The sequence below is a fragment of the Streptomyces sp. Tu 2975 genome (assembly GCF_009832925.1).
Classification (GTDB): Bacteria; Actinomycetota; Actinomycetes; order Streptomycetales; family Streptomycetaceae; genus Streptomyces.
In genome coordinates this window covers 4,947,809-4,974,429 of the sequence record NZ_CP047140.1, presented here as the reverse complement: position 1 = coordinate 4,974,429, position 26,621 = coordinate 4,947,809, and the positions used below count along the sequence as shown (strand labels likewise).

At 68.4% G+C, this 26,621-nt stretch carries 24 protein-coding genes and 1 tRNA gene; 10 read left to right on the top strand and 15 right to left on the bottom strand.

Annotated elements, in window-relative coordinates:
* Nucleotides 1-2: 2 nt before the first annotated feature.
* The 5 genes from GLX30_RS22015 to GLX30_RS21995 all read right to left on the bottom strand — a co-directional run bounded on the left by GLX30_RS22015 (nt 3) and on the right by GLX30_RS21995 (nt 5,199).
* A complete protein-coding gene (locus GLX30_RS22015) occupies nt 3-644 on the bottom strand; it encodes a helix-turn-helix domain-containing protein (RefSeq protein ID WP_159691611.1) in 642 nt (213 codons plus the stop codon).
* A 365-nt stretch (nt 645-1,009) separates the two neighbouring features.
* Complete coding sequence (locus GLX30_RS22010; RefSeq protein WP_159691609.1) at nt 1,010-2,794, bottom strand: DEAD/DEAH box helicase; 1,785 nt, start codon at nt 2,792-2,794, stop codon at nt 1,010-1,012.
* A 148-nt stretch (nt 2,795-2,942) separates the two neighbouring features.
* On the bottom strand, nt 2,943-3,311 hold the full coding sequence (locus GLX30_RS22005; RefSeq protein ID WP_159691607.1) for a Fic family protein: 369 nt from the start codon (nt 3,309-3,311) through the stop codon (nt 2,943-2,945).
* Nucleotides 3,311-3,508, bottom strand: a complete 198-nt coding sequence (locus GLX30_RS22000; RefSeq protein WP_159691605.1) for an Arc family DNA-binding protein — start codon at nt 3,506-3,508, stop codon at nt 3,311-3,313. Before GLX30_RS22000 ends, GLX30_RS22005 begins: the two co-directional genes overlap by 1 nt.
* Nucleotides 3,509-3,540: 32 nt before the next feature.
* Nucleotides 3,541-5,199, bottom strand: a complete 1,659-nt coding sequence (locus tag GLX30_RS21995; protein WP_159691603.1) for an MFS transporter — start codon at nt 5,197-5,199, stop codon at nt 3,541-3,543.
* Nucleotides 5,200-5,369: 170 nt separating this feature from the next.
* On the opposite strand from GLX30_RS21995, the gene GLX30_RS21990 reads away from it, so the two are divergent.
* Nucleotides 5,370-5,441 (top strand) — tRNA-Cys (locus GLX30_RS21990).
* Here the strand turns inward: GLX30_RS21990 and GLX30_RS35435 are convergent.
* Both GLX30_RS35435 and GLX30_RS35430 read right to left on the bottom strand, forming a co-directional pair.
* Nucleotides 5,413-5,670 carry a DUF1269 domain-containing protein gene (locus GLX30_RS35435; protein WP_244258248.1) on the bottom strand — a complete coding sequence of 86 codons (258 nt, stop codon included), beginning with the start codon at nt 5,668-5,670 and terminating at the stop codon, nt 5,413-5,415. The genes GLX30_RS21990 and GLX30_RS35435 overlap by 29 nt on opposite strands.
* A 7-nt stretch (nt 5,671-5,677) precedes the next feature.
* A complete protein-coding gene (locus GLX30_RS35430; RefSeq protein ID WP_244258247.1) occupies nt 5,678-5,896 on the bottom strand; it encodes a DUF1269 domain-containing protein in 219 nt (72 codons plus the stop codon).
* 197 nt (nt 5,897-6,093) lie between these two features.
* Here GLX30_RS35430 and GLX30_RS21980 point away from each other — a divergent pair, with 197 nt between their 5' ends.
* The 5 genes from GLX30_RS21980 (at nt 6,094) to GLX30_RS21960 (ending at nt 12,695) form a co-directional block, all read left to right on the top strand.
* Nucleotides 6,094-7,017 (top strand): serine/threonine protein kinase, encoded by a 924-nt coding sequence (locus GLX30_RS21980; protein WP_159691601.1) that lies wholly within the window; start codon nt 6,094-6,096, stop codon nt 7,015-7,017.
* A gap of 5 nt (nt 7,018-7,022) precedes the next feature.
* On the top strand, nt 7,023-9,227 hold the full coding sequence (locus GLX30_RS21975; RefSeq protein ID WP_159691599.1) for a serine/threonine-protein kinase: 2,205 nt from the start codon (nt 7,023-7,025) through the stop codon (nt 9,225-9,227).
* 31 nt (nt 9,228-9,258) lie between these two features.
* Complete coding sequence (locus GLX30_RS21970) at nt 9,259-11,343, top strand: serine/threonine-protein kinase (RefSeq protein WP_159691598.1); 2,085 nt, start codon at nt 9,259-9,261, stop codon at nt 11,341-11,343.
* A 167-nt stretch (nt 11,344-11,510) separates the two neighbouring features.
* Nucleotides 11,511-11,924: a hypothetical protein gene (locus GLX30_RS21965; RefSeq protein ID WP_347879781.1), complete on the top strand. Its 414-nt coding sequence runs from the start codon at nt 11,511-11,513 to the stop codon at nt 11,922-11,924.
* Nucleotides 11,925-12,146: 222 nt separating this feature from the next.
* Nucleotides 12,147-12,695, top strand: a complete 549-nt coding sequence (locus GLX30_RS21960) for a hypothetical protein (protein ID WP_159691596.1) — start codon at nt 12,147-12,149, stop codon at nt 12,693-12,695.
* Between the two features lie 195 nt (nt 12,696-12,890).
* Here GLX30_RS21960 and GLX30_RS21955 read toward each other — a convergent pair whose 3' ends face one another.
* The 3 genes from GLX30_RS21955 to GLX30_RS21945 form a co-directional block, all read right to left on the bottom strand.
* Nucleotides 12,891-13,391, bottom strand: a complete 501-nt coding sequence (locus GLX30_RS21955; RefSeq protein ID WP_159691594.1) for a hypothetical protein — start codon at nt 13,389-13,391, stop codon at nt 12,891-12,893.
* Between the two features lie 194 nt (nt 13,392-13,585).
* A complete protein-coding gene (locus tag GLX30_RS21950) occupies nt 13,586-15,910 on the bottom strand; it encodes a DUF6571 family protein (protein ID WP_159691592.1) in 2,325 nt (774 codons plus the stop codon).
* A gap of 10 nt (nt 15,911-15,920) precedes the next feature.
* Complete coding sequence (locus GLX30_RS21945; protein WP_159691590.1) at nt 15,921-16,346, bottom strand: hypothetical protein; 426 nt, start codon at nt 16,344-16,346, stop codon at nt 15,921-15,923.
* Nucleotides 16,347-16,676: 330 nt separating this feature from the next.
* On the opposite strand from GLX30_RS21945, the gene GLX30_RS35425 reads away from it, so the two are divergent.
* Genes GLX30_RS35425 through GLX30_RS21935 form a run of 3 tightly spaced genes read left to right on the top strand, consistent with a single transcriptional unit; the run spans nt 16,677 to nt 21,036 of the window.
* Complete coding sequence (locus GLX30_RS35425) at nt 16,677-17,879, top strand: serine/threonine-protein kinase (RefSeq protein ID WP_244258246.1); 1,203 nt, start codon at nt 16,677-16,679, stop codon at nt 17,877-17,879.
* Complete coding sequence (locus GLX30_RS35420; RefSeq protein ID WP_244258245.1) at nt 17,801-18,889, top strand: PQQ-binding-like beta-propeller repeat protein; 1,089 nt, start codon at nt 17,801-17,803, stop codon at nt 18,887-18,889. The genes GLX30_RS35425 and GLX30_RS35420 overlap by 79 nt, the downstream gene beginning before the upstream one ends.
* A 56-nt stretch (nt 18,890-18,945) precedes the next feature.
* On the top strand, nt 18,946-21,036 hold the full coding sequence (locus GLX30_RS21935) for a serine/threonine-protein kinase (protein WP_159691588.1): 2,091 nt from the start codon (nt 18,946-18,948) through the stop codon (nt 21,034-21,036).
* A 112-nt stretch (nt 21,037-21,148) separates the two neighbouring features.
* Here the strand turns inward: GLX30_RS21935 and GLX30_RS21930 are convergent, their stop codons facing one another.
* The 4 genes from GLX30_RS21930 to GLX30_RS21915 all read right to left on the bottom strand — a co-directional run bounded on the left by GLX30_RS21930 (nt 21,149) and on the right by GLX30_RS21915 (nt 24,491).
* Entirely contained in the window at nt 21,149-22,063 is a 915-nt protein-coding gene (locus GLX30_RS21930) for a S8 family serine peptidase (RefSeq protein ID WP_347879780.1), read from the bottom strand.
* A 338-nt stretch (nt 22,064-22,401) separates the two neighbouring features.
* Nucleotides 22,402-23,856: a hypothetical protein gene (locus tag GLX30_RS21925; protein ID WP_159691586.1), complete on the bottom strand. Its 1,455-nt coding sequence runs from the start codon at nt 23,854-23,856 to the stop codon at nt 22,402-22,404.
* A 60-nt stretch (nt 23,857-23,916) separates the two neighbouring features.
* A complete protein-coding gene (locus GLX30_RS21920; protein ID WP_159691584.1) occupies nt 23,917-24,144 on the bottom strand; it encodes a hypothetical protein in 228 nt (75 codons plus the stop codon).
* Between the two features lie 125 nt (nt 24,145-24,269).
* Nucleotides 24,270-24,491 carry a hypothetical protein gene (locus tag GLX30_RS21915; protein WP_159691582.1) on the bottom strand — a complete coding sequence of 74 codons (222 nt, stop codon included), beginning with the start codon at nt 24,489-24,491 and terminating at the stop codon, nt 24,270-24,272.
* A gap of 64 nt (nt 24,492-24,555) precedes the next feature.
* Here GLX30_RS21915 and GLX30_RS21910 point away from each other — a divergent pair, with 64 nt between their 5' ends.
* The gene (locus GLX30_RS21910) at nt 24,556-25,458 is read left to right on the top strand and encodes a PQQ-binding-like beta-propeller repeat protein (RefSeq protein ID WP_159691580.1); all 903 of its coding nucleotides are present in this window, start codon (nt 24,556-24,558) and stop codon (nt 25,456-25,458) included.
* Between the two features lie 526 nt (nt 25,459-25,984).
* Here GLX30_RS21910 and GLX30_RS21905 read toward each other — a convergent pair.
* Nucleotides 25,985-26,620, bottom strand: coding sequence for a hypothetical protein (locus tag GLX30_RS21905; RefSeq protein ID WP_159691578.1), 636 nt, complete (start codon nt 26,618-26,620; stop codon nt 25,985-25,987).
* Between the last annotated feature and the right edge of the window lies 1 nt (nt 26,621).

Genomic DNA, 26,621 nt, shown 5'->3' with positions numbered 1-26,621 from the left:
CGCTACCGGAGCGCGTCCGCGACCTCGCGTGCCGCGTCCACCACGCGGGGCCCCACCCGCTCCGGTACGGAGTCGGCCAGCATCACCACACCGACGCTGCCCTCTATGCCCGTCACCCCCACCAGGGCCGCGGCGGCGCCGCTCGCGCCCGCCTCCAGTTCCCCGTGGGTGAGCGTGTAGCCGGGCTCGGTGCTCTTGCTCTGGCGGGCGGCGAGGATCGCCTTGCCGGCCGCGCCGCGGTCCAACGGGTGGCGGAAGCCGGCCCGGTAGGCCACGTGGTAGTCCGTCCACGTCGGCTCGACGACGGCGACCGCGAGGGCCTCCGCCCCGTCGACGAGGGTCAGATGGGCCGTCGCGCCTATGTCCTCCGCGAGCGAGCGCAGGGCCGGCATCGCGGCCTCCCGCACCAGCGGATGGACCTGGCGGCCGAGGCGCAGCACGCCCAGGCCGACCCTGGCGCGGCCGCCGAGGTCACGTCGGACGAGGGCGTGCTGCTCGAGGGTGGCGAGCAGCCGGTAGACGACGGTGCGGTTGACGCCGAGTTTGGTGGACAACTCGGTGACGGTCAGACCGTGGTCGGTATCGGCGAGCAGCTTGAGGACACGTAGTCCCCTGTCGAGCGTCTGGGAGGTCTCCGCGGTCACGACGCCCTCTCCTTCGGAGTGAGTGACGGCGATCCTCACAAGGGATGTCGCGGCACCGGTCCCATCGGCGACGCACCCAGAGGCCGCCGGCAGGCCATGGCACACCGACTGCGCTCCGCGGCGGCGCTGCCACGGGGCGTTTGCATTGCGGGGACAGTAGCGACCGGCACCGCTCAGCGGAAGCCCTCGTCCAGAATCCGGGCGATCTTCCTTCGACGACGGGTTATTGATCCCCGTACGGGCCATGTGGGCGGGCGTCGGGACGACCGTCGTCGGCTGCGGAACGGTGCGGGCGGACCGACGTCCGGTGCGCCGCGGCGTCGACGCCACCGGACGAGCGGCGTCCGGTGGCGTGCGGCGCCGCGTCAGCGCATCCGCGTGGCCCACTCCTGGACCTTCTTGATCCGCTCCCGGATCTGACCCGCCGTCGCCTCCGCGCTCGGCGGACCGCCGCACACCCTGCGCAGCTCGGTGTGGATCACCCCGTGCGGCTTGCCGCTCTGGTGTACGTACGCGCCGACCATCGTGTTCAGCTGCTTGCGCAGTTCCAGCAGTTCTTTGTGGGAGACCACGGGGCGGCGCTCGGCCGGCAGTTCGAGGAGGTCGGCCTCCTCGTCGGGCTTCTTGCGGCTGTGCGCGATCTGCCGTGCCTGCCGCTTCTGGAGAAGCAACTGCACCTGGTCCGGTTCGAGGAGCCCGGGGATGCCCAGGTAGTCCTGCTCCTCCTCGCTGCCGGGGTGCGCCTGCATGCCGAACTCGGCCCCGTCGTACAGCACACGGTCGAAGACGGCGTCGGACTCCAGCGCCTCGAAGGGGAGCATGTCCTGCTCGCCGGTGTCCTCGTCCTGCTGCTTCTCGGCCTCCGCCATCTCCTTCTCGGACTCGGCGTACGGGTCCTCGTCGCCGTCCTTCTTCGGCTTGTCGAGGGCATGGTCGCGCTCGACCTCCATCTCGGAGGCGAAGCCGAGCAGGTTCGGGATGGTGGGGAGAAAGACGGACGCCGTCTCGCCGCGCCGGCGGGACCGTACGAAACGGCCCACGGCCTGCGCGAAGAACAGCGGCGTCGAGATCGTCGTCGCGTACACGCCGACCGCGAGTCGCGGGACGTCGACGCCTTCCGACACCATGCGGACGGCGACCATCCAGCGGGACCCGTCCTCGCTGAACTCCTCGATCCGCTTGGACGCCGCCGCCTCGTCGGAGAGCACGACGGTGGCCTTGGTGCCCGTGATCTCGCGGATCAATTTGGCGTACGAGCGGGCCGAGTCCTGGTCGGAGGCGATGACGAGGCCGCCCGCGTCCGGGATGCCCTTCCTCACCTCGGTCAGCCGCCGGTCGGCGGCGCGCAGGACGTTCGGCATCCAGTCGCCGCGGGGGTCGAGCGCGGTGCGCCAGGCCTGCGAGACGGCGTCCTTGGTCATCGGCTCGCCGAGCCGCGCGGCGACCTCGTCACCGGCCTTGGTGCGCCAGCGCATGTTGCCGCTGTAGGAGAGGAAGATGACGGGCCGGACGACGCCGTCGCCGAGGGCGTTCCCGTAGCCGTAGGTGTAGTCGGCGGCGGAACGGCGGATGCCGTCGTTGCCCTCCTCGTACGTGACGAACGGGATCGGATTGGTGTCCGAGCGGAACGGCGTGCCGGTGAGGGCGAGGCGGCGGGTCGCCGGCTCGAACGCCTCGAGACATGCCTCGCCCCATGACTTGGAGTCACCGGCGTGGTGGATCTCGTCGAGGATGACGAGCGTCTTGCGCTGCTCGCAGCGGTTGCGGTGCAGCATGGGGCGCACCCCGACACCGGCGTAGGTGACGGCGACCCCGTGGTACTCCTTGCTCAGCGGTCCCGCGCTGTACTCCGGGTCCAGCTTGATCCCTATCCGTGCCGCTGCGGCCGCCCACTGCTTCTTCAGGTGCTCGGTCGGCGCGACGACGGTGACCTGCTGTACGACATGGTGGTGCAGCAGCCAGGACGCGAGGGTGAGCGCGAACGTCGTTTTGCCGGCGCCTGGCGTGGCGACGGCGAGGAAGTCACGCGGCTGCTCCTGGAGGTACTTCTCCATGGCGCCCTGCTGCCAGGCACGCAGCTTGTTCGCCGTGCCCCAGGGGGCACGGCCGGGGAAGGCGGGTGAGAGGTGGTGGGAGGCGGTAGTAGTCACGGTCTCCGGTTCGGGCTCTCGATGCGGGGCGCGGGCTTCGGCGTCGGCGTCGTTACGTACGACAACCGGGCCACCCTACCGGTGGCCCGGTCGCCGTCAGGGCAGGACGGGGGCCGTCGCGGAGACTGGGAGGTGCCTCACATCCGAGTCACTTCGCGAACCGCGGCAACTGCTCGGCGATCTTGGGCACGTCCAGCAATCCCTGGCACACGTTCAGTACGAACTGCTCGGCCTCGTCCACGTCGAACCCCGGGCTCAGCGGATGCCCGTTCATGTGGAGGAAGACCCATGTCGCATACCAGGCGATGCGCTTGTTGCCGTCGACCAGGGCGTGGTTGCGGGCCAGCGACTCCATGAGCGCGGCAGCCTTCTGCCAGATGTCCGGATAAGCGTCCTGGCCGAATACGCTCGACTGCGGCCGGGCAAGGGCCGAGTCCAGCAGCCCGTAATCGCGCACCTCCTCGGCCCCGAGGCGGTCGGCAAGCTTGAGCAGCTCGGGAAGCGTGAGGTAGTTCATCAGGCGAGCCTCCGGTTGAGCTCCTCACTCGCCTTCAGGACGTGGTCCGCCGCTTCGTTGAAAAGACGCGAGTGCTCGTTGATCGCGGTGATCACGGCGTCGTGCGCGAAGGACTGCATGCTTCGCCCTTCCGCCTCGGCGCGCTCGCGCAGGGCGTTCAACTCTTCCTCGGTGAACCTCAGATTCAGACCGGCCATGGCCCGATGGTACCAAGCGGTACCAAGCGGTATCAGCTGCTCTCCACCCGCAGCCGGGTCGCCACCCACGCCCCTGCCAGTGCCACTCCTGCCATCGGCAGGAACACCGCCGCGAAAGCCGCCGGGTGGGCGCCCGAGACGCCGTCGGACACGGCGTGTGCCGCACCCGCCGCGCCGCCGCCGAGGGCGGCGAACGCCGCGCCACCCGCAGCGAGGAGCAGCACGTTCGACAGGGCGTCCGAGATCTGGAGCGCGGCCGAGTTGGCGCCGGCCTCCTCGGGTGCGGACAGCTTCAGCAGCAGCACACTGGTCGAGCCGATCACCAGTCCCATACCGAAGCACCCGAAGCCCCAGGCGACCCCGACGGTCCACACCGGGACCGCTTCGATGAGCACGCTCGGCGCGGTCGCGATGGCCGCGGCGACCAGCAGCATGCCGAACACCACCAGACGTTCCCGGTACGGCTCGGTCCGCGGCCGTGACTGCACGTACGAGCCCAGCGCCCACGTCGCGCCGCCGACCGCCAGCGACAGGCCGGCCATCGTCGGGGACAGCCCACGTTGGGTGACCAGCATCAGCGGGACGAAGGACTCGGCCGCGATGAACGACCCGGCCGCGACGCCCCGCAGGAGGACCACGGACGGCAGGCCGCGCGCCGCCCGGTAGGTCCCGGCGGGCAGCAGGCCGAGCGCCGACGGTACGAGCAGGGCCGCGCCGAGGGCCGCGGGCAGCAGGGAGAGCCAGCGCAGGTCCTGGCCGGCGTACTGGAGGAAGCCGGCGCCGATCGAGATGCCGAGGGCCAGCCGGATCCGCCGCCGGTCGAAGGGCGGCACGGGCGCGGAGACGTCCGCGGGCCCGGCGGCCGTGCGCCGGATCGCGGGCAGCGCCAGCGCGAGCGGCACGACGACGAGGGCGGGGATGCCGATGAACACCCAGCGCCAGCCGAGCTGCTCGGTGACCGTGCCGGCGGCGAGCGGCCCGACGACGGACGGGATCACCCAGCTCGCGGCGAACGCCGCCATGATCGCGGGCTGGAGCCGCCGTGGATAGGCGCGGCTGACCACGACGTACAGCGCGACGATGACCAGTCCGCCGCCCAGGCCCTGCACGGCGCGTCCCAGCACGAAGACCCACATGACGCCCGCGGTGCCCGACAGCACCAGCCCCGCGGCGAAGGCGCTCATCCCGCCCGCGAGCGCACCGAGCGGGCCCCTGCGGTCCGCCCACTGCCCGCTGACGACCATGCCGAACAGGCTGGTGGTGAAGTACGCGGAGAAGGCGAAGGCGTACAGCGGGATGCCGTGCAGCTCGCGGGCGGCGACCGGCATGGCCGTACCGACGGCGGTGGCCTCGAAGGCGATCAGGAAGACGACGGCGACGATGCCGATGCTGAGCGCCCGGTGCTCACGACCGAGAACACCGCTCTGCCTGCCGTGGTCCGTGCGGTCCGGCCGGCCGGCGGGCGCGCCGTGGCGCTTGCCGTCCTGCTCGGTGCCCAGCGCGGTGACCTGCTCCGCGACCTGCGCGGCGACTTCCTCGGCGGCCTGCGGGTCGTCGTGCCGTCCGCCGTGTCCGTCGCCACGGTGGTCGCCGTCGCGCCCGTGGTCACGGTGGTCGTCGGCACAGGCTTCGGCGGCTGCGGCGGGTCGTGGAGCGACATCGGCGTCACTCGGCTCGAGGGGGACGGTCATGGGCACAAGAGTAAGGGGCAAGAGTGCCCTTGGGCCCTGTCGTTCGGCGGGGCCCGTCCGGTCCTTTCGTCGTAGGACCATGAACGGCGCATGGCAGTCGTGTTGCGGCACGGACCGCCCCCTTGAGGCCCGCCTCACCGGCCCCGTACGGTCGAGGAGTTGGAAGACACGGCCGTGTGCCCGAGTGGCCCAGGGGCTCGACTGCAACTCGAGTTACACCGGTTCGAATCCGGTCACGGCCTCGGTGCACGGCGGCCTCGGTGGACGTACGACACGGCGACGACTGCCCCCTCCCCGCGAGGGGGCAGCCGTCTGTCCTGAGGTGTTCCTCTTCCTCAGGGCTGAGCGAGGTCTGCACCGGCCGGCGCCGTACTGCGCGATCTCGAGGACGACCTTGTCCGCGGACGCCTGCTTGACCAATGCGAACACCGCGGCGGTGCCCGGCCGGAGATCGGCGCTCACCTTCCGCATGAAGTCGTCATTGACCCCCGGTGTCGCTGAGCGCTCCCGCCCCCGCGCCCACGGCGGCGCCGAGCAGGGGCACGAGGAACAGCATCCCGATGACGTCGCCCCCACAGCGCCCGGCCGGCCGCCCCGGCGGCGGCCTGGTCGACGTCCTGATGCAGCGTGACCCCCCTGCCCTTCTCGCGCGCTCCACGAGGATGCCCTCGAGCTCGACCAGGTGCTCACGGGACATAAGAGTGAGCCTGTCCCATACATGAGATTGCTCGTGCCGCCGGCCCCTCGGGCTCGCGTCGCCTCGCCGACGGCATACCGCAACAACTATACGAATCAGCCCCTAAAGAGGGCATACGGAACACCAGGGGCCGCCCACCGGGGTCGCGGGACCGCCGATAGGCTCCTGTGCCGTTGTCATGTCTAGGGGATTCGCAGATGGAACGCGCACAGACGGAACGGCCACGGCAGAGCGGGCCGCACCGGTTCGGCCCGTACCGCCTCCTCACCCGCCTCGATCCGACCGGACCCGGCTTCCCCGCCGTCGCAGAGCAGCGCTTCATCGCGCGCAGCGCGGACGGAGAGCGCACGGTCCTGATCAGCGCGCCGCACGAAGGCGCCGATGCCGGCCGCTTCCTCGTCGAGGCGGACGCGGCCCGCCGCCTCCAGGGCCCGTGGACCCTCCCGGTCACCGAGCTCTCGCCGACGCCCGAGGCCCCCTGGTACGCCTGCCCTTATCTCCCGCTGCTGCCGTTGCCCGTCGCCTTGGCCGTACACGGTGGTCCGCTGCCCGAACGCACCGTCCGCGCCCTGGGCGCGGCGCTTGCCGAGACCCTCGCGGGCGCGCACGCGGCCGGCATGACCCACGCGGGCGTCTCCCCCACCTCCGTACTGCTGGCCTGGGACGGGCCTCGCCTGACCTGCTTCGGCGCGGCACGCGCGGCGGCACCGGACGGCGAACGCCGCACCGGCCTGCTCGGCCTCGAGCCCGGCAGCCTCGCCCCCGAGGCTGCGGCGGGCGGGCGCCCCCGCCCGCCGGGCGACATCCACGGCCTGGGTGCGGTCCTGGCCTATGCGGCCACCGGCCACACCGTCCCCGACAGCGACGAACTCCCGGACTTCCTGCGGCCGTTGATCGCGCGCTGCCTGACCCGCGACGCGGCCGCCCGTCCGACCGCGCCCGAACTCCTGCATGCGCTGCCCCCGTCGTCCGCCGCGCCCGCGGCCACGGTCCTGGACTCCGCCGGCGCTCTCCTGGCACCCGGCTGGCTGCCCGGGCGGGTGGTGGCGGCCATCGCCCGTCAGTCGTCGGAAGTGCTGGCCGCCGAAGTCCGTGCCCCCCGGACCGCTTCCAGGATCTGACGCCGATGCTCGCTCCCCTGTCCCACACCGACCCCGTCACGATCGGCTCGTTCACCCTGCTGGCTCGGCTGGGTCATGGCGGCATGGGCACCGTCTATCTCGCCCGTACCTCCGGCGGACGCGTCCTGGCGCTGAAAACCATGCACGCCGCCATCGCCACGGACCCGGCAGCCCGCAGCCGCTTCCACCTCGAGACCGACGCCGCCCGCATCATCGGTGGCCACCACGGCGCCACCGTCCACGACGCCGACCCGACCGCCGAAACACCGTGGCTCGCCACCGAATACGTCCTCGGCCCACCCCTCGACGACGCCGTCGACCTCTGCGGGCCCCTCCCCGAAACCTCCGTCCGGGCCATCGGAGCCGCCCTCGCCGGAGCCCTCACCCAACTCCACGCATCGGACGTCGTCCACCGCGACCTCAAACCCTCCAACGTCATGATCACCGCCTACGGACCCAAGATCATCGACTTCGGCATCGCCCGCGCCGCAGGGGACGACCACCTCACCCGCACCGGCGCCGCCGCAGGCACACCCGCCTACATGTCCCCAGAACAAGCCACCGGACAGGAACACACACACGCCGGTGACACCTTCGCCCTCGCCGGCCTCCTCACCTACGCCGCCACCGGCCGGCCACCCTTCGGCACCGGACAAGCAGCCGACCTCCTCTACCGCATCCGCTACACCGAACCCGACCTCACCGGCCTCCCACCGACCCTCGCCCCCATCATCGGCCGCTGCCTCGCCAAAGACCCCGCCCAACGCCCCACCACACAAGAACTCACCACTCAACTCCACGACGGGCAGGGGCAATTCGCCGACCACCTACCCCCCACCCTCCTGACCGACATCGCCCGACGCGCCACCCACGTCTGGCACCACCACCCTCACCGACTCCCCACCCCCCAAGAACCCGCACACCAAGACCAAGGCACCGCATCCCCCACCCCTCTCACCCGCCGCAGGCTCCTCCGACTGGCGGGCGGAACAGCCGTCACCGCAGCCGCACTCGGCGCCGGAACCTGGACCTGGTTCAACAGCGGAAGTGGTGACAGGAACGGCAAGCCCGACGCCAAGCCTTCACCGACAACTCCACCCGCCCCCAAGGGGGACTGGCTGTGGCGATTGCCACTGTCCACGTCCGAGGCAGCGCTGCGGCCTCCCGCTCCCCTCCGTTTCGGAGCCTCCCTTGTCATCGCGGACGACAACGGGATGCGCACCATCAACGTCTCGTCGGGCGGCACCGAGATCGCCTCGCTGCTGAAGGCCCCGGTGCACAGGTGCGCCTCCGACGAGGACAGGGTGTACGGCAGCGAGCCCGGCGCCGACGGCAACGGCCCCCTCGTCATCCGGACAATCAAGAGCGGCGGTCCCTCCCTGACCCCGGATGCCGTCGAGTTGCAGGACTTCAACGGGGGACTTGCCGCGACTCAGCTGCTCTGCGCCGAGGCCGACGTCGTCTACCTCGTCGCGGGGCGGGGGACCAACTCCGGCCAGGGAATCGGATACGGCGAGGGGCAGCAGTGGTTCCTGCTCGCCGTCGACGTCCATACGGGCAAGACCCTGTGGAAACAGCCGCTGCCGTCCATGCCCGCCGCATCACGTCGGCTCCACTTCCTCGCCGCCCGCGTGAGCGAGGACCACCTGGTCCTGAGCCAGGAGACACCGGCAGGCAAGGTCGAACTCTCGGTTCGGGACGCGCGGACGGGCAAGCTCCGATGGGAACAGCCGCTCGACGTCTCCGATCCTGACGACATACAGGGGCTGCTGGAGGTCGACCTCGCCCACGTCTATCCCCCGACCGGACAGCTGAGAGCGCTGGCGCTGGAGGACGGCAAGCAGAAGTGGGCGTTCGGCGTCGGCCGCGCCCAGCGCCGCACGGGGCCGCCGGCGGTCGGGGAGTGGGTGTACGCGGTGGAGGAAGGCCAAGGGCTCGTGGCCCTGGACTTCGTCACCGGAGAGCTTCAGTGGCGCGAGAAGGGCGGCGCCGGCGCGGACTCCGACATCACGCACCCTCCCGTCCCGGGATACGCGTACGTCTACAGCCACAGCAGCAAGACCGGCCTGATGCGAGCCGTGGACGAGATGACGGGCGCGCCGGTCAAGAGCTTCAAGGCTCCCGGTGACCGCTTCTTCGCCTATGACGGCATCCCTGAAAGGATCATCGGCATGGGCAAGGACTTCTTCGCCGGCTACGAGCTCCGCTGATGACCGAACGTCCGGAAAGAGCTGCTCCTCGATGAAACCCCTCGGCACCGGTGACCCGCTCCGACTCGGCCCGTACCGTCTGCTCCGCGTACTGGGCGAAGGCGGCATGGGCAAGGTCTACTTCGGCCAGGACGCCACCGGCTCGACCGCCGCCGTGAAGGTCCTGCGGCCGGAACTCGCCTACGACCAAGGCCTCGCCAAGCGCTTCGTCCGCGAAGCCAGGATGGCGCAGGCCGTCACCAGCCGGGGCGTGGCACGTGTGCTGGGTGCGCAGACGGAGGGCGGACGGCCCTGGATAGCGACCGAGTTCCTGACCGGGCCGACGCTCGACCAGGCCGTCCGCGCCCATGGCCCGCTCGACGAACAGGCGGTGCGCGTGCTGGCCGCGGGCCTCGCCAGGACTCTCGCGGACATCCACGCCGCAGGCCTGATCCACCGCGACCTCAAGCCCGCCAACATCGTCCTCACGTCGACCGGCCCCCGCGTCATCGACTTCGGTATCGCCCGCCCCGAGCACGGCCTCACGCTGACGACCACCGGCCAGGTGCCGGCCACTCCCGGCTACGGCGCACCCGAGCAGGTCATGGGACACCGCGTCGGCCCTGCGGCGGACGTGTTCTCGCTCGGCTCCGTCCTGGTGTACGCGTCGACGGGATCGCAGGCATTCAGCGGCACGCATGTGGCGGCCGTGCAGTACGAAGTCGTGCACGGTGTCGCGCATCTCGACCTCGTACCGGCACAGCTCGCGCCTCTGATCGGCCAGTGCCTCGGCAAGGACCCCGCCCACCGGCCCACTCCGGCCCAGATCGTGTCAGCCGCCGCACCGTCGCGAGGTGCACAACGCATCTGGCGCCACGGCCCGTTGGCCGACGAGATCAGGCAGCGGGCGCACACGGCCCACCAGATGACCACGCTGACCCCGGGGGGCCAGGCACCGAAGGGCGTCTCGCGGCGCCGAATGATCACCTCTCTCGCGGTGGGCGGCACCGCCCTCGCCGCCGGCGGCGGCGGCTCCTTGGCCTGGTGGCTCCTGGGCGGCAAGGAGCCGGATCCCTTCGCGCTCCCGCCCGCCGCCGAGACACCCCGAGCGCGTCCTGCCGCGCCGGCCGAGGGGAAGCCGGTCCCGCTCTGGGGCCCGATACGGGCGCTCGCGAGGCAGGCAACGGTACTGACGGTGCGTGATGTCGTCATCGCGGGCGCCCTGGGCGGAGGCTTGGCCGCGCACGGTGTCGTGGACGGAAAGCGCCGCTGGACGGCGCAGGACATCGACCAGGAGGCGGGGCTCGTCTCCCTGTCGGACGCTCTCGTTGCGGCCGTCGACACAAAGGGCCGGCTGGTGACGTATGTAGCCTCCACCGGCGAGACGAGGTGGACGGCGCCGGCAGCCGCTCACAAGGTCATCGCCACGGACGACTCCGCCGTGTACGTCAGCACCAAGGACGGCCGGCTGCGCAGCATCAGCCGAGCGAACGGCGAGATCCAGTGGACGGTGCGGCCCAAGGCCGACCTCACCAAGAAGCGCCGGCCGTCGGGTGTGGCGGCACAGGGCCGCCTGATCGTGGCCTCGGGCATGGGCCATGTCGTCGCCGTCGATGCCGGCAGCGGCCGTCCGGTGTGGGACTTCGCCGATCAGGCGTCCATCGACCTCGCGCCGATCCGGCCGGTGGTCAAGGGCGATGTGGTCCTCTTCAACGGGGCCACGCTCACTGCCCGCAGCCTCGCCGACGGCTCGGAGCTGTGGGCCAAGAGCGAGGTGGTCGACGGCAGGATGAGTCCCGCGGGTCCTCCGCTGGTCGACGGCCAGATCGTCTACGCCACCCAGGGCCACTACGTCCTCGGCTACCGGATCTCCGACGGGGCCGAGGCGTGGAGGTCCCCGAAGGCGTACTTCATGTACAGCCCCGTGGCCCTGCAGGGCAACACGGTGTGCGCCATCAACTCGCGCCCCGAAGACGGCGATGAACTTCAGCTGTGGGCCATGGCTCTCGACACGGGCGAGCAAGCCTGGACACACGACCTCCCCAGGGACGTGGGCAACCACATGATCCTGGGAAGCGGCAACCGGCTGTTCGTCACGGCGGGTGAGGAGCTGACGGCCCTGCCCGTTCTCGGCTGAGCGCGGTACGGCTTCCGAACTTGGCCAAACCAATACCCTCTGTTGCATCTGCGTACGGGTGCGGACAGATCTCCGCTAGGGTCGTGCTCCGCCACAAACCGCCGGTCGGACCGACCAGGACGCGGTCGGTCCAACGGGGTAGGAGGAAGCGTGAGGTTCAACGAGGAGTGGGCCGCCGCGAGGGCCAGCGCTTCCCAGGCAGTGGAAATGCGGCTCAATCATTCCGACGGGGCGGAGGCCCCCACTCCGGAAGAACTGCCGACCTGAGCGTCAACCAGGACGACCTCGGAGCGGTCGGCCATGAGGCCTACCTCCTCCACGGCAGGCTGTCACGGGACGGTGACCACGCCAGGCCATCGACGTTCGAGGCCGCGAACGCGCTGACGAACGGCAATTTCGTCAGCGGACCGCAACTACTGAAGGTCCACGACCGGTGGAACGCGCAGCTGCGGGCTCTGCTGGACGCATGCGGCCAGATCTCCAACCACCTGGACCACACACGGGTGGACCACGCCGGCAACGATGCCGACATCGCGGGCAGGTTGACCGCGATCGCCACGCTCGACAAGTACTTCAAGTAGCCCGTCAGACCAAGCGCGACGAGAGTCTGCCGCTGGCTACACACAATCAGAAGGGGCAGCCAAAGCTGCCGCATCAGCAGCAGTCGAAGCGGCAGCAAAGGGAACGGACATCCCGCCCGAGCAAATATTGGAGTACAAGGGCTCCGCTTCGACACAAATGGGCGCTGCCCATTCCGTTGGCCGTGGCTTGGTGGCCAGTTCGCAGCCCAAGGGGTAGTACCCATGCGTCAACTACGAAGCGTCGTCACGGCGGCCCTGACCCTTATGCTCTTGCAGTCAGCCCTGACCGGCTGTTCTCAAGACGAGGCCAAGGCCGTACCGGAACTACCCGAAAGGCTCTGCTGGGATCTATTTTCCAGCAAGGACCTGCTCCCCTTCCTGGCGGTCGGCGAGGAAGCCGACATCCGCTCCAGACCGTTTGCGCTGGCGGAAGGCCCGGACACCGCCAACTGCTCGCTCGACATCGATGGAATCCCACAGTTTAGTGCGAATGCCGCGCTGCGCGAGTTCGAAGACGAGATTGACTGGACTACCTACGAGAAGGCGAGCCCGACGCCAATCAACGTAGGAAGCAGGGGCATCGTCTGGCACAACGGGGCTGTCTCCTACTTCACCTGCGTGCCTTCAAATGCTGCTTCCACGCCAGGGCAATACATCGAACTTACCCTGCATACGTACGACGAGCCCGGAAATCCTGAGCCTCGCAAAGCCCTCCCCGCGCTGCTGAAGCAATTCGTGGCGTTCGCGCAGCGCGAGCTGAACTGCGACTGACCCGTCCCTTTCTGCCGCCACCGGCTCCACTGAGCCGAGGGCGTCCAGAGGAACACCCTGCCGACGCGCATCAAAATCCAGCAGACCGCGACCGAGCCTCGTGCGCTGGCTGGCTCCGTCGAAGGGCTTGCCGGACGCATCGCGCGCGTGCACATGTTGCCGATGACGCCGCCCCTCTGCACCACCTCCGCGCGGTCAAGCGCGGTCAAGCGTCGCGGTTTCGGACAAGCCCCCCTGCTTCTCGCATCGCAGCTCCCCAGCCAGTGCAAACGCCGCGGCATTGAGCAGAGTCAGATTCGCCTCGCGCAACTGCTGCACGTCGCCGGTCGGCTCGTCCCTGTTCGAGATCTCGCCACGCAGAATGACTGCCTTCTCCGCTTGGCCGCCAAGGAGCGGGCTGACGCATTCGAAATAGAGAGAAGCCCGCTTGGAGCCTGCCAGCGCCTTTCGCCCCACCTTGTACGGCGTCAGCTCGTCCGCATGCTCCGAACTGTCGAGAAATTCACCGCCGTCCAGCGCGAATTCGACACTGACATCGTCCAGGTCGGAGGAGTCAGACGTATAGACGGAACAGAGCTCGACCTCGGTTCCCGTGGAAACGTCCGTCTGGCCGAATTCAGCCTTCAGTGTTTCAGCGGCACCTTCAAGGCCTTCTCCGGTCCCTTCAGGATCGAACTCGCTGGCGCCCGTCACCATCTCCAACGCCCTGGAAACCGATGGGCTTCGAAAGGCACCGTCGCACAGCTGGGCCGCTCCCACCAATTTTCCCTCGGAATGCTTACCCCCCTCGGGGTCGCCACCCTCCGTACAGGCCACCGCGGCCAGGAGGACACCCACGGCAATCGCCGCTGCCGCGCTCCTTCGCACCTTCGTTTCTCCAGTCACTTCACTCAGTCATCTGTTTCGGGACGATGGCCCTGCTGATTCTCGCGGTCGATACCCTTGCCGTAGCCGGAGATCACAGCTTCCTCCATGTCCTGACCGAAATCGCCATTGGGGTCGACGTTGTGCTCTTGCATGAAGTGCTTCATCGGCGATTCAGCTGTGAGTTCTCCAGCTCTGAAGATCTCCCGCCGTTGAAGCTGGATGTCGTCCTTGCTGTCCTGCTGCTTGGTCTCTGTCCAGTCACCGACCACTTGGCCGATTTGTTCCCCAACGGCTCCGCTCGCGGTGTCAACGGCAAGGGGCACCAGGATGGCCGCCATGCCGGCACCGGCCGCCGTCGCCGGCAGGAAGGCAACTCCTGCGCCGACCGCAGCCACGGCGCCGAACTTGATCCACGCGGAGCGCTTCTCAAGGGCCTTGTTGTACTCCTCGTCCTTCTTGAGCCCTTCGGCCTCGACCTGATCGGCGCGTGACTGGTCCAACATGCCTTGGACCTCCGAACCCGTACGCGCCACCTCTCGTGCGTGCGCCTCATTGATCTGGCCCCCCGGACCGACCTGCGCCTCGAGCATGCTGCTCGTGTAGACACGCTCGGCTGTAGAGACGGAGGCATAGGCATCCGGATACTGACCGAGTGCGCTGAGGAACTGGCGTGCCCCGTCACGACCGAAGACCCCGTGCGCCTCCGTGTTCTTGTCCGGCGCGTAGAGACTGTCCGATTCGTTCTCGTTCAAGGCCCAGTTGATGTCGTCAACGTATCCCGCACCCATATGACCCAGGCTGTCGGCCAGCGCCGAGTGGTTCTTCTTGAGGAACTCCGGGTCTCCCCCGTACTTTTCGACGACCTTCTCCATGAGGTCGGCGGACGCCCCGTCGCGTACAAGGTTGGGGTTCGGATCGTCGTAGGCGTGACCGAGCGTCGCCGACTCCAGGGCGTGCCCGAAAGCGTCGGGCATGAAGTTCAACGACTCTTTGGCTTCATCCAGACCATGCCCGACTATGTCCGGGAACGACTTGTAGTCCTTGTTTGTGAAGTAGTCGAAGTAGCTCGTGATCTCCTTGCCGTCCGCGCCCTTCGGAACGCCACCCTTATAGGTGCCGTCTTCGTTGTACGCCTTCGGTGCGGACGAGAAGAACTCCTTCGACGCCTCCGGGCTGTGCCCGAGCGCTTCCAGCATGCTGACGACCGGGTCGTAGCCGGATCCGTTCTTGCCCGACGGGTTCAAGGGATACTTGTCGTAACCGGCCATGCTCTTCGAGTCGGCGAACATGTACGGGTCCTTGGCATGCAACTGGACCACATGCTCCGCGATCGGATTCAAGAACTTCGGGTCGTAGTTGCCGTACCGCATGATGCCGCCGAGCAGCTGGTACCCGAAAGGACCGCCGTAGTCGTGCTTCGACAACGGGATGCGCTCGGTGCCCAACTTGCGCATCTCGTCGCCCCACTTCTGGGTCCACTTGTCGTCCTTGCCAGTCGGGTCAGTTGCTGTGGCAAGGTTGAGACCCAGATTCTTCTGAAGCTCCTGGACGTCCTTCAATCGCTCCTTGTCCTGCTTCGACAAGTCGTACGTGTCGGTCGACAACTGACCGAAGAACTCGAGTGAGCCCTTCGGCCCCAGGCCGTCGTAGAAGGTCCGCGAGAACACCTTCGAGTCGTGGTTGTCCTTCAGAAGCTCGTTGAGCTGCTCGAGCTCCTTGTGCGACAGTTCACGGCCCTTCTTCGCGAGGTCGACCGCCCGCTGGGCCTCTTCTGCGTCGATGCTGCTGTACTTCGGGGCGCTGAAGTTGTGCTTGTCGCCGGTGATGTTCGCCTTGAGGGCGTTGGACACGGCGATGTCCGCGTCGTCGCACGTCTCGACGATCGCGTCCACACGCTTCTGCATGGCCTCGATCTTGGCCCTCTGCGCTTGCAGCGCCGGTCCGTAATCGGCGTCGTGCTGAGCAGTCCAGTCGCTCTCCAGCGGATGCTTGGCCTCGACCTTGCCACGCGCCGTGATGAGCAGATGCTGGGCCGGCGCCTCGGTGTCGACGAGCTTCTTGAGGTCGTCCTTGGCCTTCTTGAACGCCTCGTACCCGTCCGACAGGATCTGCTTGATCCCCTTGGCCGCCTTCGCCGCGTCGTCGAACTCCTTGGCCGTCTTGTCGACGAACGGCTTGGTGACCTCGGCGTTCACGCCGCGCCAGTAGTCGTCCTTCGCCTTGGCCGCCATCGTGGAACGCGCGTCGGTGGCGAGCGTCTCGAGGTCGGTCGTCACTTTCGACCAGTCGTCCACCGACGCCTTCAGCTTGTCGAGTGGAGCGTGGTACACGTTGTCGAACGTCAGCATGGCTCCCCGCCTACTTCAGGTACTCGTTGATCTTCGACACGCTCAGGGACGCCGCGATGTCCTTCTCGTCCTGCGCGTGCGATGCGGCGCTGTAATCGAGATGGTTCGAGATGTTCGCGCACGCATCGAGCAGCGTCTGCAGCTGAGAGCCCCATGTCTCGTGCACCGTCGCCATCGCGGCACCGGTCCGGAAACCGTTGGCGGTCATCATCGTCGCCGCTTCCGACGTGCTCGCATTCGCTTTCTTCCCGACCGTGTTCAATCGGCCGTGCAGGAGGAATGCGGCATTGCCAATAACGCCCAGCTTGTCCTGATTGGCCTGCAGATCGGCGGTACTGCTGCCGCCACCCCCCTCTGCAGGCAGTTGGTTCAAACGCATGCCGACATTCGAAGTCGACTCGGAACGGACCGAAGACCACTCGGTGTCGAACGACATGAATCCCCCGGAACCTGTGCAAACGATGGGTGGCGCGCCAATGGGCAGTCGGACCGAACCACCCTACGACGGAATCCGGACAGACCAAATGGCCCGCCCAGCATCTCTACATCCAAGTGCCGCTTGGCCTGTGTCGGGTAGGGACACGCCCTGGAGCAGGATGCTGCGGCGTGCGCCGGTAGGCTCCACTTGCGTAGCCATGCCTCGGGGGGATTCACAGATGGAACGTGCGCCAATGCACGGGCGAAACTGCGCGCCGGCCCGTCTCGGCCGGACTTCGCAAGGTGCCGCCCGTCGGATGTCCGGGGTCTGACGGCGATGCTTTCCTCTTTGACGCACGACGATCCGGTCGAGATCGCCGGCCACCGCCTGCTCGCCCGGCTCGGTCACGGCGGCATGGGCACCGTCTATCTCGCCCGTACGCCTGGCGGACGCGTCCTGGCGCTGAAAACCATGCACGCCGCCATCGCCTCGGACCCGGCCGCCCGCAGCCGCTTCCACCTCGAGACCGATGCCGCCTGCATCATCGGTGGGCACCACGGCGCCACCGTCCACGACGCCGACCCCCACGCCGAAACACCGTGGCTCGCCACCGAATACGTCCTCGGCCCACCCCTCGACGACGCCGTCGACCTCTGCGGGCCCCTCCCCGAAACCTCCGTCCGGGCCATCGGAGCCGCCCTCGCCGGAGCCCTCACCCAACTCCACGCATCGGACGTCGTCCACCGCGACCTCAAACCCTCCAACGTCATGATCACCGCCTACGGACCCAAGATCATCGACTTCGGCATCGCCCGCGCCGCAGGGGACGACCACCTCACCCGCACCGGCGCCGCCGCAGGCACACCCGCCTACATGTCCCCCGAACAAGCCACCGGACAGGAACATACCCCCGCCGGCGACACCTTCGCCCTCGCCGGCCTCCTCACCTACGCCGCCACCGGCCGGCCGCCCTTCGGCACCGGACAAGCAGCCGACCTCCTCTACCGCATCCGCTACACCGAACCCGACCTCACCGGCCTCCCACCGACCCTCGCCCCCATCATCGGCCGCTGCCTGGACAAGAACCCCGACCAACGCCCCACCACCGGAGAGCTGGCCGCCCGACTCCACGACGGCCGGGGTCAGTTCGCCGACCACCTCCCCCACCCTCTCCTCACGGACATCGCCCGACGCGCCACGGACGTCTGGACCCACCACCCCCAGCGGCTTCCAGCACCGGCGGCCACTCCGGGTGATGCCGGCGCCCATCACAAGGCCGTCGCGCGTCGCAGGCTCCTGGCGGTAGGCGGTGGATCGGTACTCGGTCTCGCCGTCGCGGGGCGGGTGCATGGGGCTGGCTCGGCTCGAAGGATCCTGGCGCCACACCGGGACCGGACAACAGTGGCGCGGCCCCCTCGCCCACCGCTTCAGGACCACTGCGTCAGCATGTCTGGCAGGTCCAGGTCGCCCCGGTGGAGGATCTGGACCTGGAGGTCTATCCGGCCGCGGAGCCGATGCCCGTCACTCTCGGCGACCGGGTCATGCTGGTGATCGGTGGAGGGCTGGCCGCCTTCGACCCCAGGACGGGGAACAGCGCCTGGACGACCCTCAATCTCGAGGAGACATGGCGCGTCACCACTGACGGCAACAAGGTCTACCGCATCCAGGATCGGGATCTCTTCGGCGTCGAGGGCTCGTTCAAGCCTCTTGTGATCGACTCCGTCGATGCGGCGACCGGCAGGACGGCCGCGCTACGGCGCACTTTCGAGAACTTCAACGGCCTCCACATGACAGCACAGTTGGTCTGCTGCGCCGACAACATGCTGTACCTCGTCGGCGGCACGGGCGGCTTCCATCGCCTCGGTTTCCAGAGCGGCCAGTCCTGGTATCTGGTGGCTGTCGACATGCGGTCGGGCGCCGAGAGGTGGCGACGCCGACTCCCGCCTCACAAGCCGGACACCAACAGCCCGCACTTCCTCGCGGGCCGGGTTGTCGGCGGTCGGCTGGTTCTGCTCCAGGAGACGCCCGCCGGAAAGGTGATACTCGCGGTGCACGACTCTCGGACGGGACAACCTCTGTGGTCCACCCCCGCGACCGAGGTCGAACCGGACAGGGTTCGAAACCTGCTCACCGTCGACAACCGGCACGTCTACCTGGGCTTCGGCCCACTGCGCGCGCTTCGCCTGGCCGACGGCGAGGAAGCGTGGAACCTTGCCGGCAGCCAGCCGGGCGTCTCCTCAGGACCGCCGACCGTCAAGAACGGGGTCGTGTACGCAGTTCAAGAAGGCCTGGGACTCGTCGCCGTCGGCGCGGCGGACGGGAAGGTGCGCTGGGCGGAGAAGGACGGGGAGGGCGAGCGGGCAGACCGTACCGATCCACCGGTTGTCGGCGACAAGTTCGTGTACAGCAAGGGCCCTTCGGGGCTCCGGCAGATCGATCTCTCCTCACATACGACGTCCGGCATGTACAAGACGTCCGGGACTCGCTTCATCGCTCATGAGCCCACCGGGATGATCTTCTCTCTCGGCGGCCCGCTCATCGCGGGGTACCGACTGGAGTGAGCCTGCGTTTCCCGTCCCGTACGAGCCACCCACCGACCACCTCTGGAAGCACCTCCATGAAGCCGCTCAATACCGGTGACCCGCTCCGACTCGGCCCATATCGCCTCCGCGGGGTGCTCGGCGAAGGGGGGATGGGCAAGGTCTACTACGGTCAGGACAGCAGCGGCCGCCTCGCCGCCGTGAAGGTGCTGCGCCCGGAACTGGTCGGAGACCAGCACCTAGCGCAGCGTTTCGTACGCGAGGCGGAGATGGCTCAGGCGGTCACCAGCAAGGGCGTGGCGCGGGTCCTGGCCGCGCAGACCGAGGGTGGGCGCCCCTGGATCGCGAGCGAGTTCCTTGTCGGGCCGACGCTGGACGAGGCCATCAGGGCCTACGGTCCGATGGACGATTCGACGGTACGGGCCCTCGCGCGCGCTCTCTCCCGTACGCTCCACGGCATCCACGCCGCCGGACTGATCCACCGTGACCTGAAACCCGCGAACATCGTCCTGACGTCATCGGGACCACGCGTCATCGATTTCGGCATTGCCCGCCCGGAACACGGCCTGACCCTCACCACCACCGGCCTGACCCCGGTCACGCCGGGTTATGGGGCCCCGGAGCAGGTCCTCGGCCACCGCGTCGGTCCACCTGCCGATGTCTTTTCGCTGGGCGCCGTCCTGGTATTCGCGGCGAGCGGCCGTCGGGCCTTCGACGGGGGACATGTGGCAGCCGTGCAGTACGAAGTCGTGCACGGCCAACCGGATTTGAGTCACGTCTCCGCTGAGCTCCAGGCACTCATCGGTCCCTGTCTGGCGAAGAACGCGATCCAGCGGCCCGCTCCCGGCCAGATCGCGGCAGCGTTCGCACCGCCCAAGGGCGCGCACCGTGTGTGGCGGACCGGTCCGCTGGCCGCCGACATCAAAGCGCGCGAGACGGAAAACCGGAACCTGATCACAACGGCGGGCGGGCGTCAGCCGCTATCCCGCCGGCGCTTGCTGACACTTCTCACGGCGGGCGGCACCCTCGCGGCAGGATCCGGTGCTGCAGCGTGGTTGTCGCTGGGCGACGACTCCGGAGCAGGCACCGGAGGTAAGGGGCTGACGGACCCGTTCGACATCCCGCCGGCGGTGCCGGCCAAGGCCGCGAAGCCCCTGGACGCAAACGCCGGTGAGTACATCGTGGGAGAAGCTCCGACACCGCTGTGGGGGCCTCTTCCGGTGGTCGCGGCCGACACCTCCCCGATCCTCGCGGTGGGCGATGTCGTCGTCATCGGCGCCAAGGCGGGCGGCGTGGCGGCATTCGACGTCGTGACGGGAAAGCAGCGCTGGCGGGTCGCGAAAGCCGTCCCGTCCCGCCGCTATCTGTCGCTGTCCGACCGCCTCGTAGTCGTGGTCGACGCGGAGGGCACCCTTCGTACCCATGTGCCCTCCACCGGCGAAGCCAAGTGGACGGCCCCCGCCGAAGCGGCATCGCTGCTGGCTGCGGACGACGAATCCGTGTATGTCGTCACGAGAAACGGCCGGCTGCGATCCGTCGGCCGCTCCGACGCGAAGATCCGCTGGACGGTCGGGGCCGGCGTGAACCTGCGCACCGAACTACGGCCGGTGGGCATGGCAGTGGAAGGCCGTGTCGTGGTCTCCGCGGCAGGGGGCGACGTCATCACGTTCGACACCGTGGACGGCCGCAAGGTCTGGGAGCGCAGGCGCCAGGCCGAGCAGGCGTTGTTCCCGGCGCACCAGGACGGCGTCGTCTACCTCGGCGGAAGGACGCTTGCAGCCCTGCGGATCGATGACGGCAAGGAGCTCTGGTCGCTCCCCTTGGACGAAAACTACTTGGGTGAGCCCGAGCCTTGGCGCAGTCCCACCGTGTACGCAGGAATGCTGTTCGCCGCGCGTGGCGACTGGCCTCATCGCCTCGACCCCGAGACGGGCAGGACCCTGTGGCGGAGGGGCGGTGGCAACGGCCCCATGCGGAGCCAGGGCGCGGGAGTCTGGATCGTCGACACGAACGCGTTGTCACCGCAGGTCAGTGGCCTGGAGCTTGAGTCCGGCCGGCTACGCATGATGTACAGGGCGGGCGAGGGCAACCGTTGGGGCATCGCGGTCGGTGGCAACCGCGTCTTCTTCCACGACTCGCACTCGCTGACCGCGCTGCCGGTCTTCTGACCACAGCTCCGGTAGCTTCGGTCAGCCGCGGACAGCTGGAGGTTCAGCGTCGGCCGCCCGCGGTGAACCGGCTCACGGACGGCCGGTGGTGCTCGTGCACCGACCGTGGCCGTCAGCTACGCCGGGAACGCGCCACCAGCGCCACTGCCGCACCGACAATCGCCGCCGCGCCCACTCCCAGAGCGATCCAGAGCGGGGCATTGCTGTCGTCCTGGGCGTCGGACGCGGTGTCCGCGGGCCGACCCGTCTCCGCATCCTTGCCGGGCGCGGGCTCGGCCGCTCCCGCCGAGGGCGTCGGCGAGGCGGCAGCGGCCAGGTCCGGAAGCGGATACTCGTCGGCCGGCCCCGGGTCGCCCGGCGTCTTGAGGGCCCGCAGGGGCCGCACTGCGCCATAACCGACGTAGTCGTTGCGCTTGTTGCCACTGGTCGGGGAGCTCACTGTGTTGAGCATGACCCGGAGGACCTGGTTGTTGGTCCATTCGGGATGCTTGGACCAGATGAGGGCGGCGGTGGCGGAGGCGAGAGCGGTGGCGGCACTGGTGCCGTGACCTGTGCAGAGGCCGGTCTTCCCGCCGCAAGCGTGCACGATGTCATCGCCGGGGGCGGCCAAGTCGACCTGCACGCCGTACTGCGATTCCTTGGTCTTCTTGAGATCCTTTCCGATGGCGCTGACACCAACGACCCCAGGTGTGGCTCCCGGATACTCAGGATCGTTGTCCACATCACCGCTGTTGCCGACGGAGGCGAAAAGCAGCGAACCGCGATCAAGCGCATACTTCACCGCGTCGTCCAGCTCTGAGGAACCTTTGGTCCAACCGATGGACATACTGATGATCTTGATGTCCTGATCAGCTGCGTATTTGATCGCTGCGGCCGTGGCCTTATTGGACTGAGCGATCACTTCCGGCCGATTGTTGTCAAAGCCCACGTCGGGGATCCGGATCGGGACAATCGTGGCGTCCGGAGCGAGGCCGAAAGCACCGTCACCGCTACCGCTCTTGCCGGTACCTGCGATGATGCCCGCCATGCCCGTGCCGTGACCGTTGTAGTCGGTCCGCTCATCGCCCTTCTCCTCGGGGCCAAGTCCTTGCCTTGGAGCACCTGCCCTCGGAGGTCGCCGTTTGTGGCGTCCACACCGGTGTCAATGACGGCGACTTCAACGCCCTTTCCCGTACTGATCTGCCAGATCTCCTCCGCCCCCATGGCATCCAGGTGCCACTGCTTGGACCGGATGGTCTCTGCATGAGCAGGCGTGCTGGCGACACCCAGCAGCAACAGCCCCAAAGTGGCCACTCCGACAACGCGCCCACGCAGGGGATGGCTACTGCTGGTCGTCATCTACTTCCTCAATCTTGTGCTCGACGATCAATCGATGACAGGCGGCGCCACACGCCGGCTCGCCCGCCATGTCTCCTCGTCCTCGACGAGGTAATCAGGGCGTTCACCATTCGGCTCGGGACGCCTCTCGCCGGCACCCTGGCTCGAGGGAGCAGCGCCGCGCATGAACGGCTGGCCGGAGCTCTGCCCCGCGGATCCGCCGGTTGCCCCCCGCACCAGACCAGAGCCGCCTGGTGTGAAGGGGCGGGCGCCGGCAGCACCTGGCTGCTGCGGCCGGCCGCCGATGACACCGCCGGTCTCGCCGGCAAGACGACGGCCGGTCGCACCCTGCCCGGAATTCATGCCGCCTGTCATCCCGCCACCAGGAGCCATTGGCTGTCGCCCATGGACACTCTCGTTGCCGACGACCGTACTCCGCGGGATACCGACGGTCGGCTTCCCTGTAGTTGATGGCACCTGTCGCCCGCCCGTGATCCCGCTGTCGCGAGGCAGCCGAGATGCCTGACTCGCAGGTCCTGGCCCGCCGCCCTGTCCGGGCAGAACGGGGGAACGCCCACCGGGTCCTGGCTTACCCGTAGGCGTCACGGGAGACACCGGCTTTCCAGCATTGGTCACAGGCGCCAACGGGCCGACCGGAGGAAGTCCTCCGGTCTCGGGCCGCACCGGCCCCGGCGCGGGAGTGACTGGAGGCACGTTGGGGGTAACCGGGGGCAGAGTCTCGACACTGTCGATCTCCATGGCGACAGGGCGCTCCTGCCGGGGTGCCGGCGGACTGACAACTTCTGTCCGCTCAACCGTTTCGGCCCGTGCAGAGTCGCGGTTCACAGGCTGCGCATACGGAGCGACGTCGGACTGCCGGACGGAGCCTGCAGCACTGGAGCGGGAGAGGTCGTCGCTACCGCCGCGCACGCCTCCCTCCGGCACGAAGCGGTCCGGCGGCGGCTGGAAAGTCGGCAGTTTCTGCGCTTCCATCCGCGTCTTGGACTGGTCGTACGCCTCGGCCAGCTTGTTCATCTGCGCGATCGCCTCATGGCGCTTCTTGTCCAGGTCGGCGCGCGCCTTGCTTGCGATGTCGGCCGAGTCGGGGTCGTTCCGGTACTCCAGAGCCGCTTCCAGATTGGCCTTCGAGCCGGCGATGTCCCGGGGAATCGCGCTCTTGACCTCAGCGATCACGACCGCTGCTTGCGCCATCGCCTTGGACGCCTCGTCACTGTAGTCGGCGAGGCGGAAGGTGGCGCTCGACAGGCTGGCTCCCCAGTCGACGAAGGCCTGGAAACCCTCGCCCTCCCACTCCACCCGTTCCGGACGGAACTTCAACTGCTGCGCGATCTCACGAATGTCGAAGGCAGCCTCCGACAGCCGGTCGGCCGCCGCCTTCACCGAATCCTTGTCGGCCTGGTCGAGCCACGCCAACATCTGCTCGTGGGTCAGGCCCTCGAAGCTGGTCCGTCCCCCGCCGCCGCCACCGGCAATCTCAGCCACTTCTCCGCCTCACTCGTCCCCGTTTGATCCTCTTCGTCCCGAACGTCTTCCGTCGTGCCGCTACTGGAGCCCGCCGACACCGGCCGAGTCGCCACCTGCCGGCGGCTGTCCGTTCGCCCCGGAGTCCGTCTGCCCCGGCTGCTCTTCCTTGGCCTTCTCCTGGGCAACCGGGTCGCGCTTCGGGTCGTAATGCTGCTGCGTCCGCTCATGGATGGCCAGCATTCGGCGACGTACGTCGTCGTCCATGGTCTGGTAGCCGTCCTTGGAGGCCACGACCGCGATGCCCATGCCTTCCATACAGTCCTTCAGGAGCTGCGACAGTTGCTTCAGCTGGGTGATGACGTTGCCGTACGCACTCGCGAGGTTGTTGGCCTCGGCCCAGTACGCCCCTCCGCCGCCGAACTGGCCCCGCTTCAGCGCCTCCTGTGCGACCTTGTCGGGCCCCCAGGGGAACCGTTCAGTTTGATGATCAGGTCGTCGACGCGCTTCTTGAACGACGTCATCGACTCGGGGTCGTAGAGCATCGCGGCCAGCCCAGGGTTGACCATGCGCAACTGTCGCTCGTCACTGGACATTCCGTCTGTCGGCAGCGGCGGGCCGTACACCGGCCGCCCCGTCCCGTCGTCCTCCGCCACGAATGCCTCCCCGTTTACACACGTCTGCAGGGATCACTCTACCGAGTGGGCATGACGCGGAGGCGTGGCCGCGCACGGTGTCGTGGACGGAAAGCGCCGCTGGACGGCGCAGGACATCGACCAGGAGGCGGGGCTCGTCTCCCTGTCGGACGCTCTCGTTGCGGCCGTCGACGCAAAGGGCCGGCTGGTGACATATGTAGCCTCCACCGGCGAGACGAGGTGGACGGCGCCGGCAGCCGCTCACAAGGTCATCGCCACGGACGACTCCGCCGTGTACGTCAGCACCAAGGACGGCCGGCTGCGCAGCATCAGCCCAGCGAACGGCGAGATCCAGTGGACGGTGCGGCCCAAGGCCGACCTCACCAAGAAGCGCCGGCCGTCGGGTGTGGCGGCACAGGGCCGCCTGATCGTGGCCTCGGGCATGGGCCATGTCGTCGCCGTCGATGCCGGCAGCGGCCGTCCGGTGTGGGACTTCGCCGATCAGGCGTCCATCGACCTCGCGCCGATCCGGCCGGTGGTCAAGGGCGACGTGGTCCTCTTCAACGGGGCCACGCTCACTGCCCGCAGCCTCGCCGACGGCTCGGAGCTGTGGGCCAAGAGCGAGGTGGTCGACGGCAGGATGAGTCCCGCGGGTCCTCCGCTGGTCGACGGCCAGATCGTCTACGCCACCCAGGGCCACTACGTCCTCGGCTACCGGATCTCCGACGGGGCCGAGGCGTGGAGGTCCCCGAAGGCGTACTTCATGTACAGCCCCGTGGCCCTGCAGGGCAACACGGTGTGCGCCATCAACTCGCGCCCCGAAGACGGCGATGAACTTCAGCTGTGGGCCATGGCTCTCGACACGGGCGAGCAAGCCTGGACACACGACCTCCCCAGGGACGTGGGCAACCACATGATCCTGGGAAGCGGCAACCGGCTGTTCGTCACGGCGGGTGAGGAGCTGACGGCCCTGCCCGTTCTCGGCTGAGCGCGGTACGGCTTCCGAAACTTGGCCAAACCAATACCCTCATGATGCGCACATCAGCGGGGCCGTTGCCCCAGTTCTCCTCCGACGAGACCGCACAGAGATCCGCTTCGACGGCCGACCCAGACGGCGTGCTCAAGGGTTTCCCACCGGCGACAAGCGCCTCCGCGCCACTCCGGGCGTCGTCGTCATCCGTCGAACCAAGATCCGTGCTGCCCGTCAGGCAGGCCAGCGCCTTCTGAGCGGCGGGCGACATGGCGCCGCCGCAGAGTTCTGCCGCGGCAGCCGTCTCGCTCGTACCGCCCGCTTCGGCCGGCCCGTCGCTCGCGCCGTCACCACTGCAGGCCGCCGCGCCCATGCAGATGACCGAGGCGGCAGTCAGCGCCCCGAGCACGCTCCTACGGTTCTTCACGCGAGCCCCTGGCCACCGGTCTCAGGGTCCTGCCCCTGCTGGTCTTCCTTGAGTTGCCCTTGATGTAACCGAGGTCGGCGGCCTGCTGCTACGCGAAAGCGCGAGGCTCGCCTGCGATCAACCAGCCATACGAGGAACGCCTTCGACTAGCTTCGTCTCCCCACAGCGCACGTTCTCTGCGATCTTCTGCGCCGCAGCGTTAAGCACGGTCATCTGGTCCACTCTGATGCCCTTGCCTGTGCCAGCACCTTCGTCGAGCTGCTCCAGTTCGGCATTGACAATAATCTCTCGCCCGCCTGCATTCGGGCGGCACTTGAAGTACAGGGCGGCGAAAGAGTCCGTCGAGGAAGCCAACTCGCCGGTCGAAAAGTACGTGAGATCACCACCCATGTCGTCGTCCCCGCTCGGCACGGCTGACGCCTGGCGGACATCGATGTTGAAGAACCACTCGCCACTCCCAGCAGCTTGAACCCGGCAGAAGGGGGCACCTTCGACGCCCTTGCCCTCGCCGGGGGCCGTAAGCGCTTTCAGGGCCGCTTCCGGTTGTGAAGCTTCGTCAGTTACGGCAGTACCGTCCACGAGCGCCTCGAGCGCAGCAGTAACCGTCCCACCCCGAGCAAAGATGCCACCGCAGATCCTGTCGAGCGGCTTCCCCACCTGTTCGCCGGTGCCTTCGCCATCCGATCCGGACGAGCAACCGGCAGCCAGGAAGATGACGACAGCAGGCAGGAGGAGTTTCAGTTCGTTACGCATA

Coding starts and splice junctions, on each gene's coding strand:
- GLX30_RS21950 (WP_159691592.1), bottom strand. CDS start 15,910: ATGCTGACGTTCGACAACGTGTACCACGCTCCACTCGACAAGCTGAAG.
- GLX30_RS21955 (WP_159691594.1), bottom strand. CDS start 13,391: ATGGTGACGGGCGCCAGCGAGTTCGATCCTGAAGGGACCGGAGAAGGC.
- GLX30_RS21995 (WP_159691603.1), bottom strand. CDS start 5,199: ATGACCGTCCCCCTCGAGCCGAGTGACGCCGATGTCGCTCCACGACCC.
- GLX30_RS35435 (WP_244258248.1), bottom strand. CDS start 5,670: ATGCGGAAGGTGAGCGCCGATCTCCGGCCGGGCACCGCCGCGGTGTTC.
- GLX30_RS21970 (WP_159691598.1), top strand. CDS start 9,259: ATGAAACCCCTCGGCACCGGTGACCCGCTCCGACTCGGCCCGTACCGT.
- GLX30_RS21960 (WP_159691596.1), top strand. CDS start 12,147: ATGCGTCAACTACGAAGCGTCGTCACGGCGGCCCTGACCCTTATGCTC.
- GLX30_RS22005 (WP_159691607.1), bottom strand. CDS start 3,311: ATGAACTACCTCACGCTTCCCGAGCTGCTCAAGCTTGCCGACCGCCTC.
- GLX30_RS35430 (WP_244258247.1), bottom strand. CDS start 5,896: ATGTCCCGTGAGCACCTGGTCGAGCTCGAGGGCATCCTCGTGGAGCGC.
- GLX30_RS21945 (WP_159691590.1), bottom strand. CDS start 16,346: ATGTCGTTCGACACCGAGTGGTCTTCGGTCCGTTCCGAGTCGACTTCG.
- GLX30_RS21905 (WP_159691578.1), bottom strand. CDS start 26,620: ATGCGTAACGAACTGAAACTCCTCCTGCCTGCTGTCGTCATCTTCCTG.
- GLX30_RS21975 (WP_159691599.1), top strand. CDS start 7,023: ATGCTCGCTCCCCTGTCCCACACCGACCCCGTCACGATCGGCTCGTTC.
- GLX30_RS22000 (WP_159691605.1), bottom strand. CDS start 3,508: ATGGCCGGTCTGAATCTGAGGTTCACCGAGGAAGAGTTGAACGCCCTG.
- GLX30_RS21920 (WP_159691584.1), bottom strand. CDS start 24,144: ATGGGCATCGCGGTCGTGGCCTCCAAGGACGGCTACCAGACCATGGAC.
- GLX30_RS21930 (WP_347879780.1), bottom strand. CDS start 22,063: ATGGCGGGCATCATCGCAGGTACCGGCAAGAGCGGTAGCGGTGACGGT.
- GLX30_RS21935 (WP_159691588.1), top strand. CDS start 18,946: ATGAAGCCGCTCAATACCGGTGACCCGCTCCGACTCGGCCCATATCGC.
- GLX30_RS21980 (WP_159691601.1), top strand. CDS start 6,094: ATGGAACGCGCACAGACGGAACGGCCACGGCAGAGCGGGCCGCACCGG.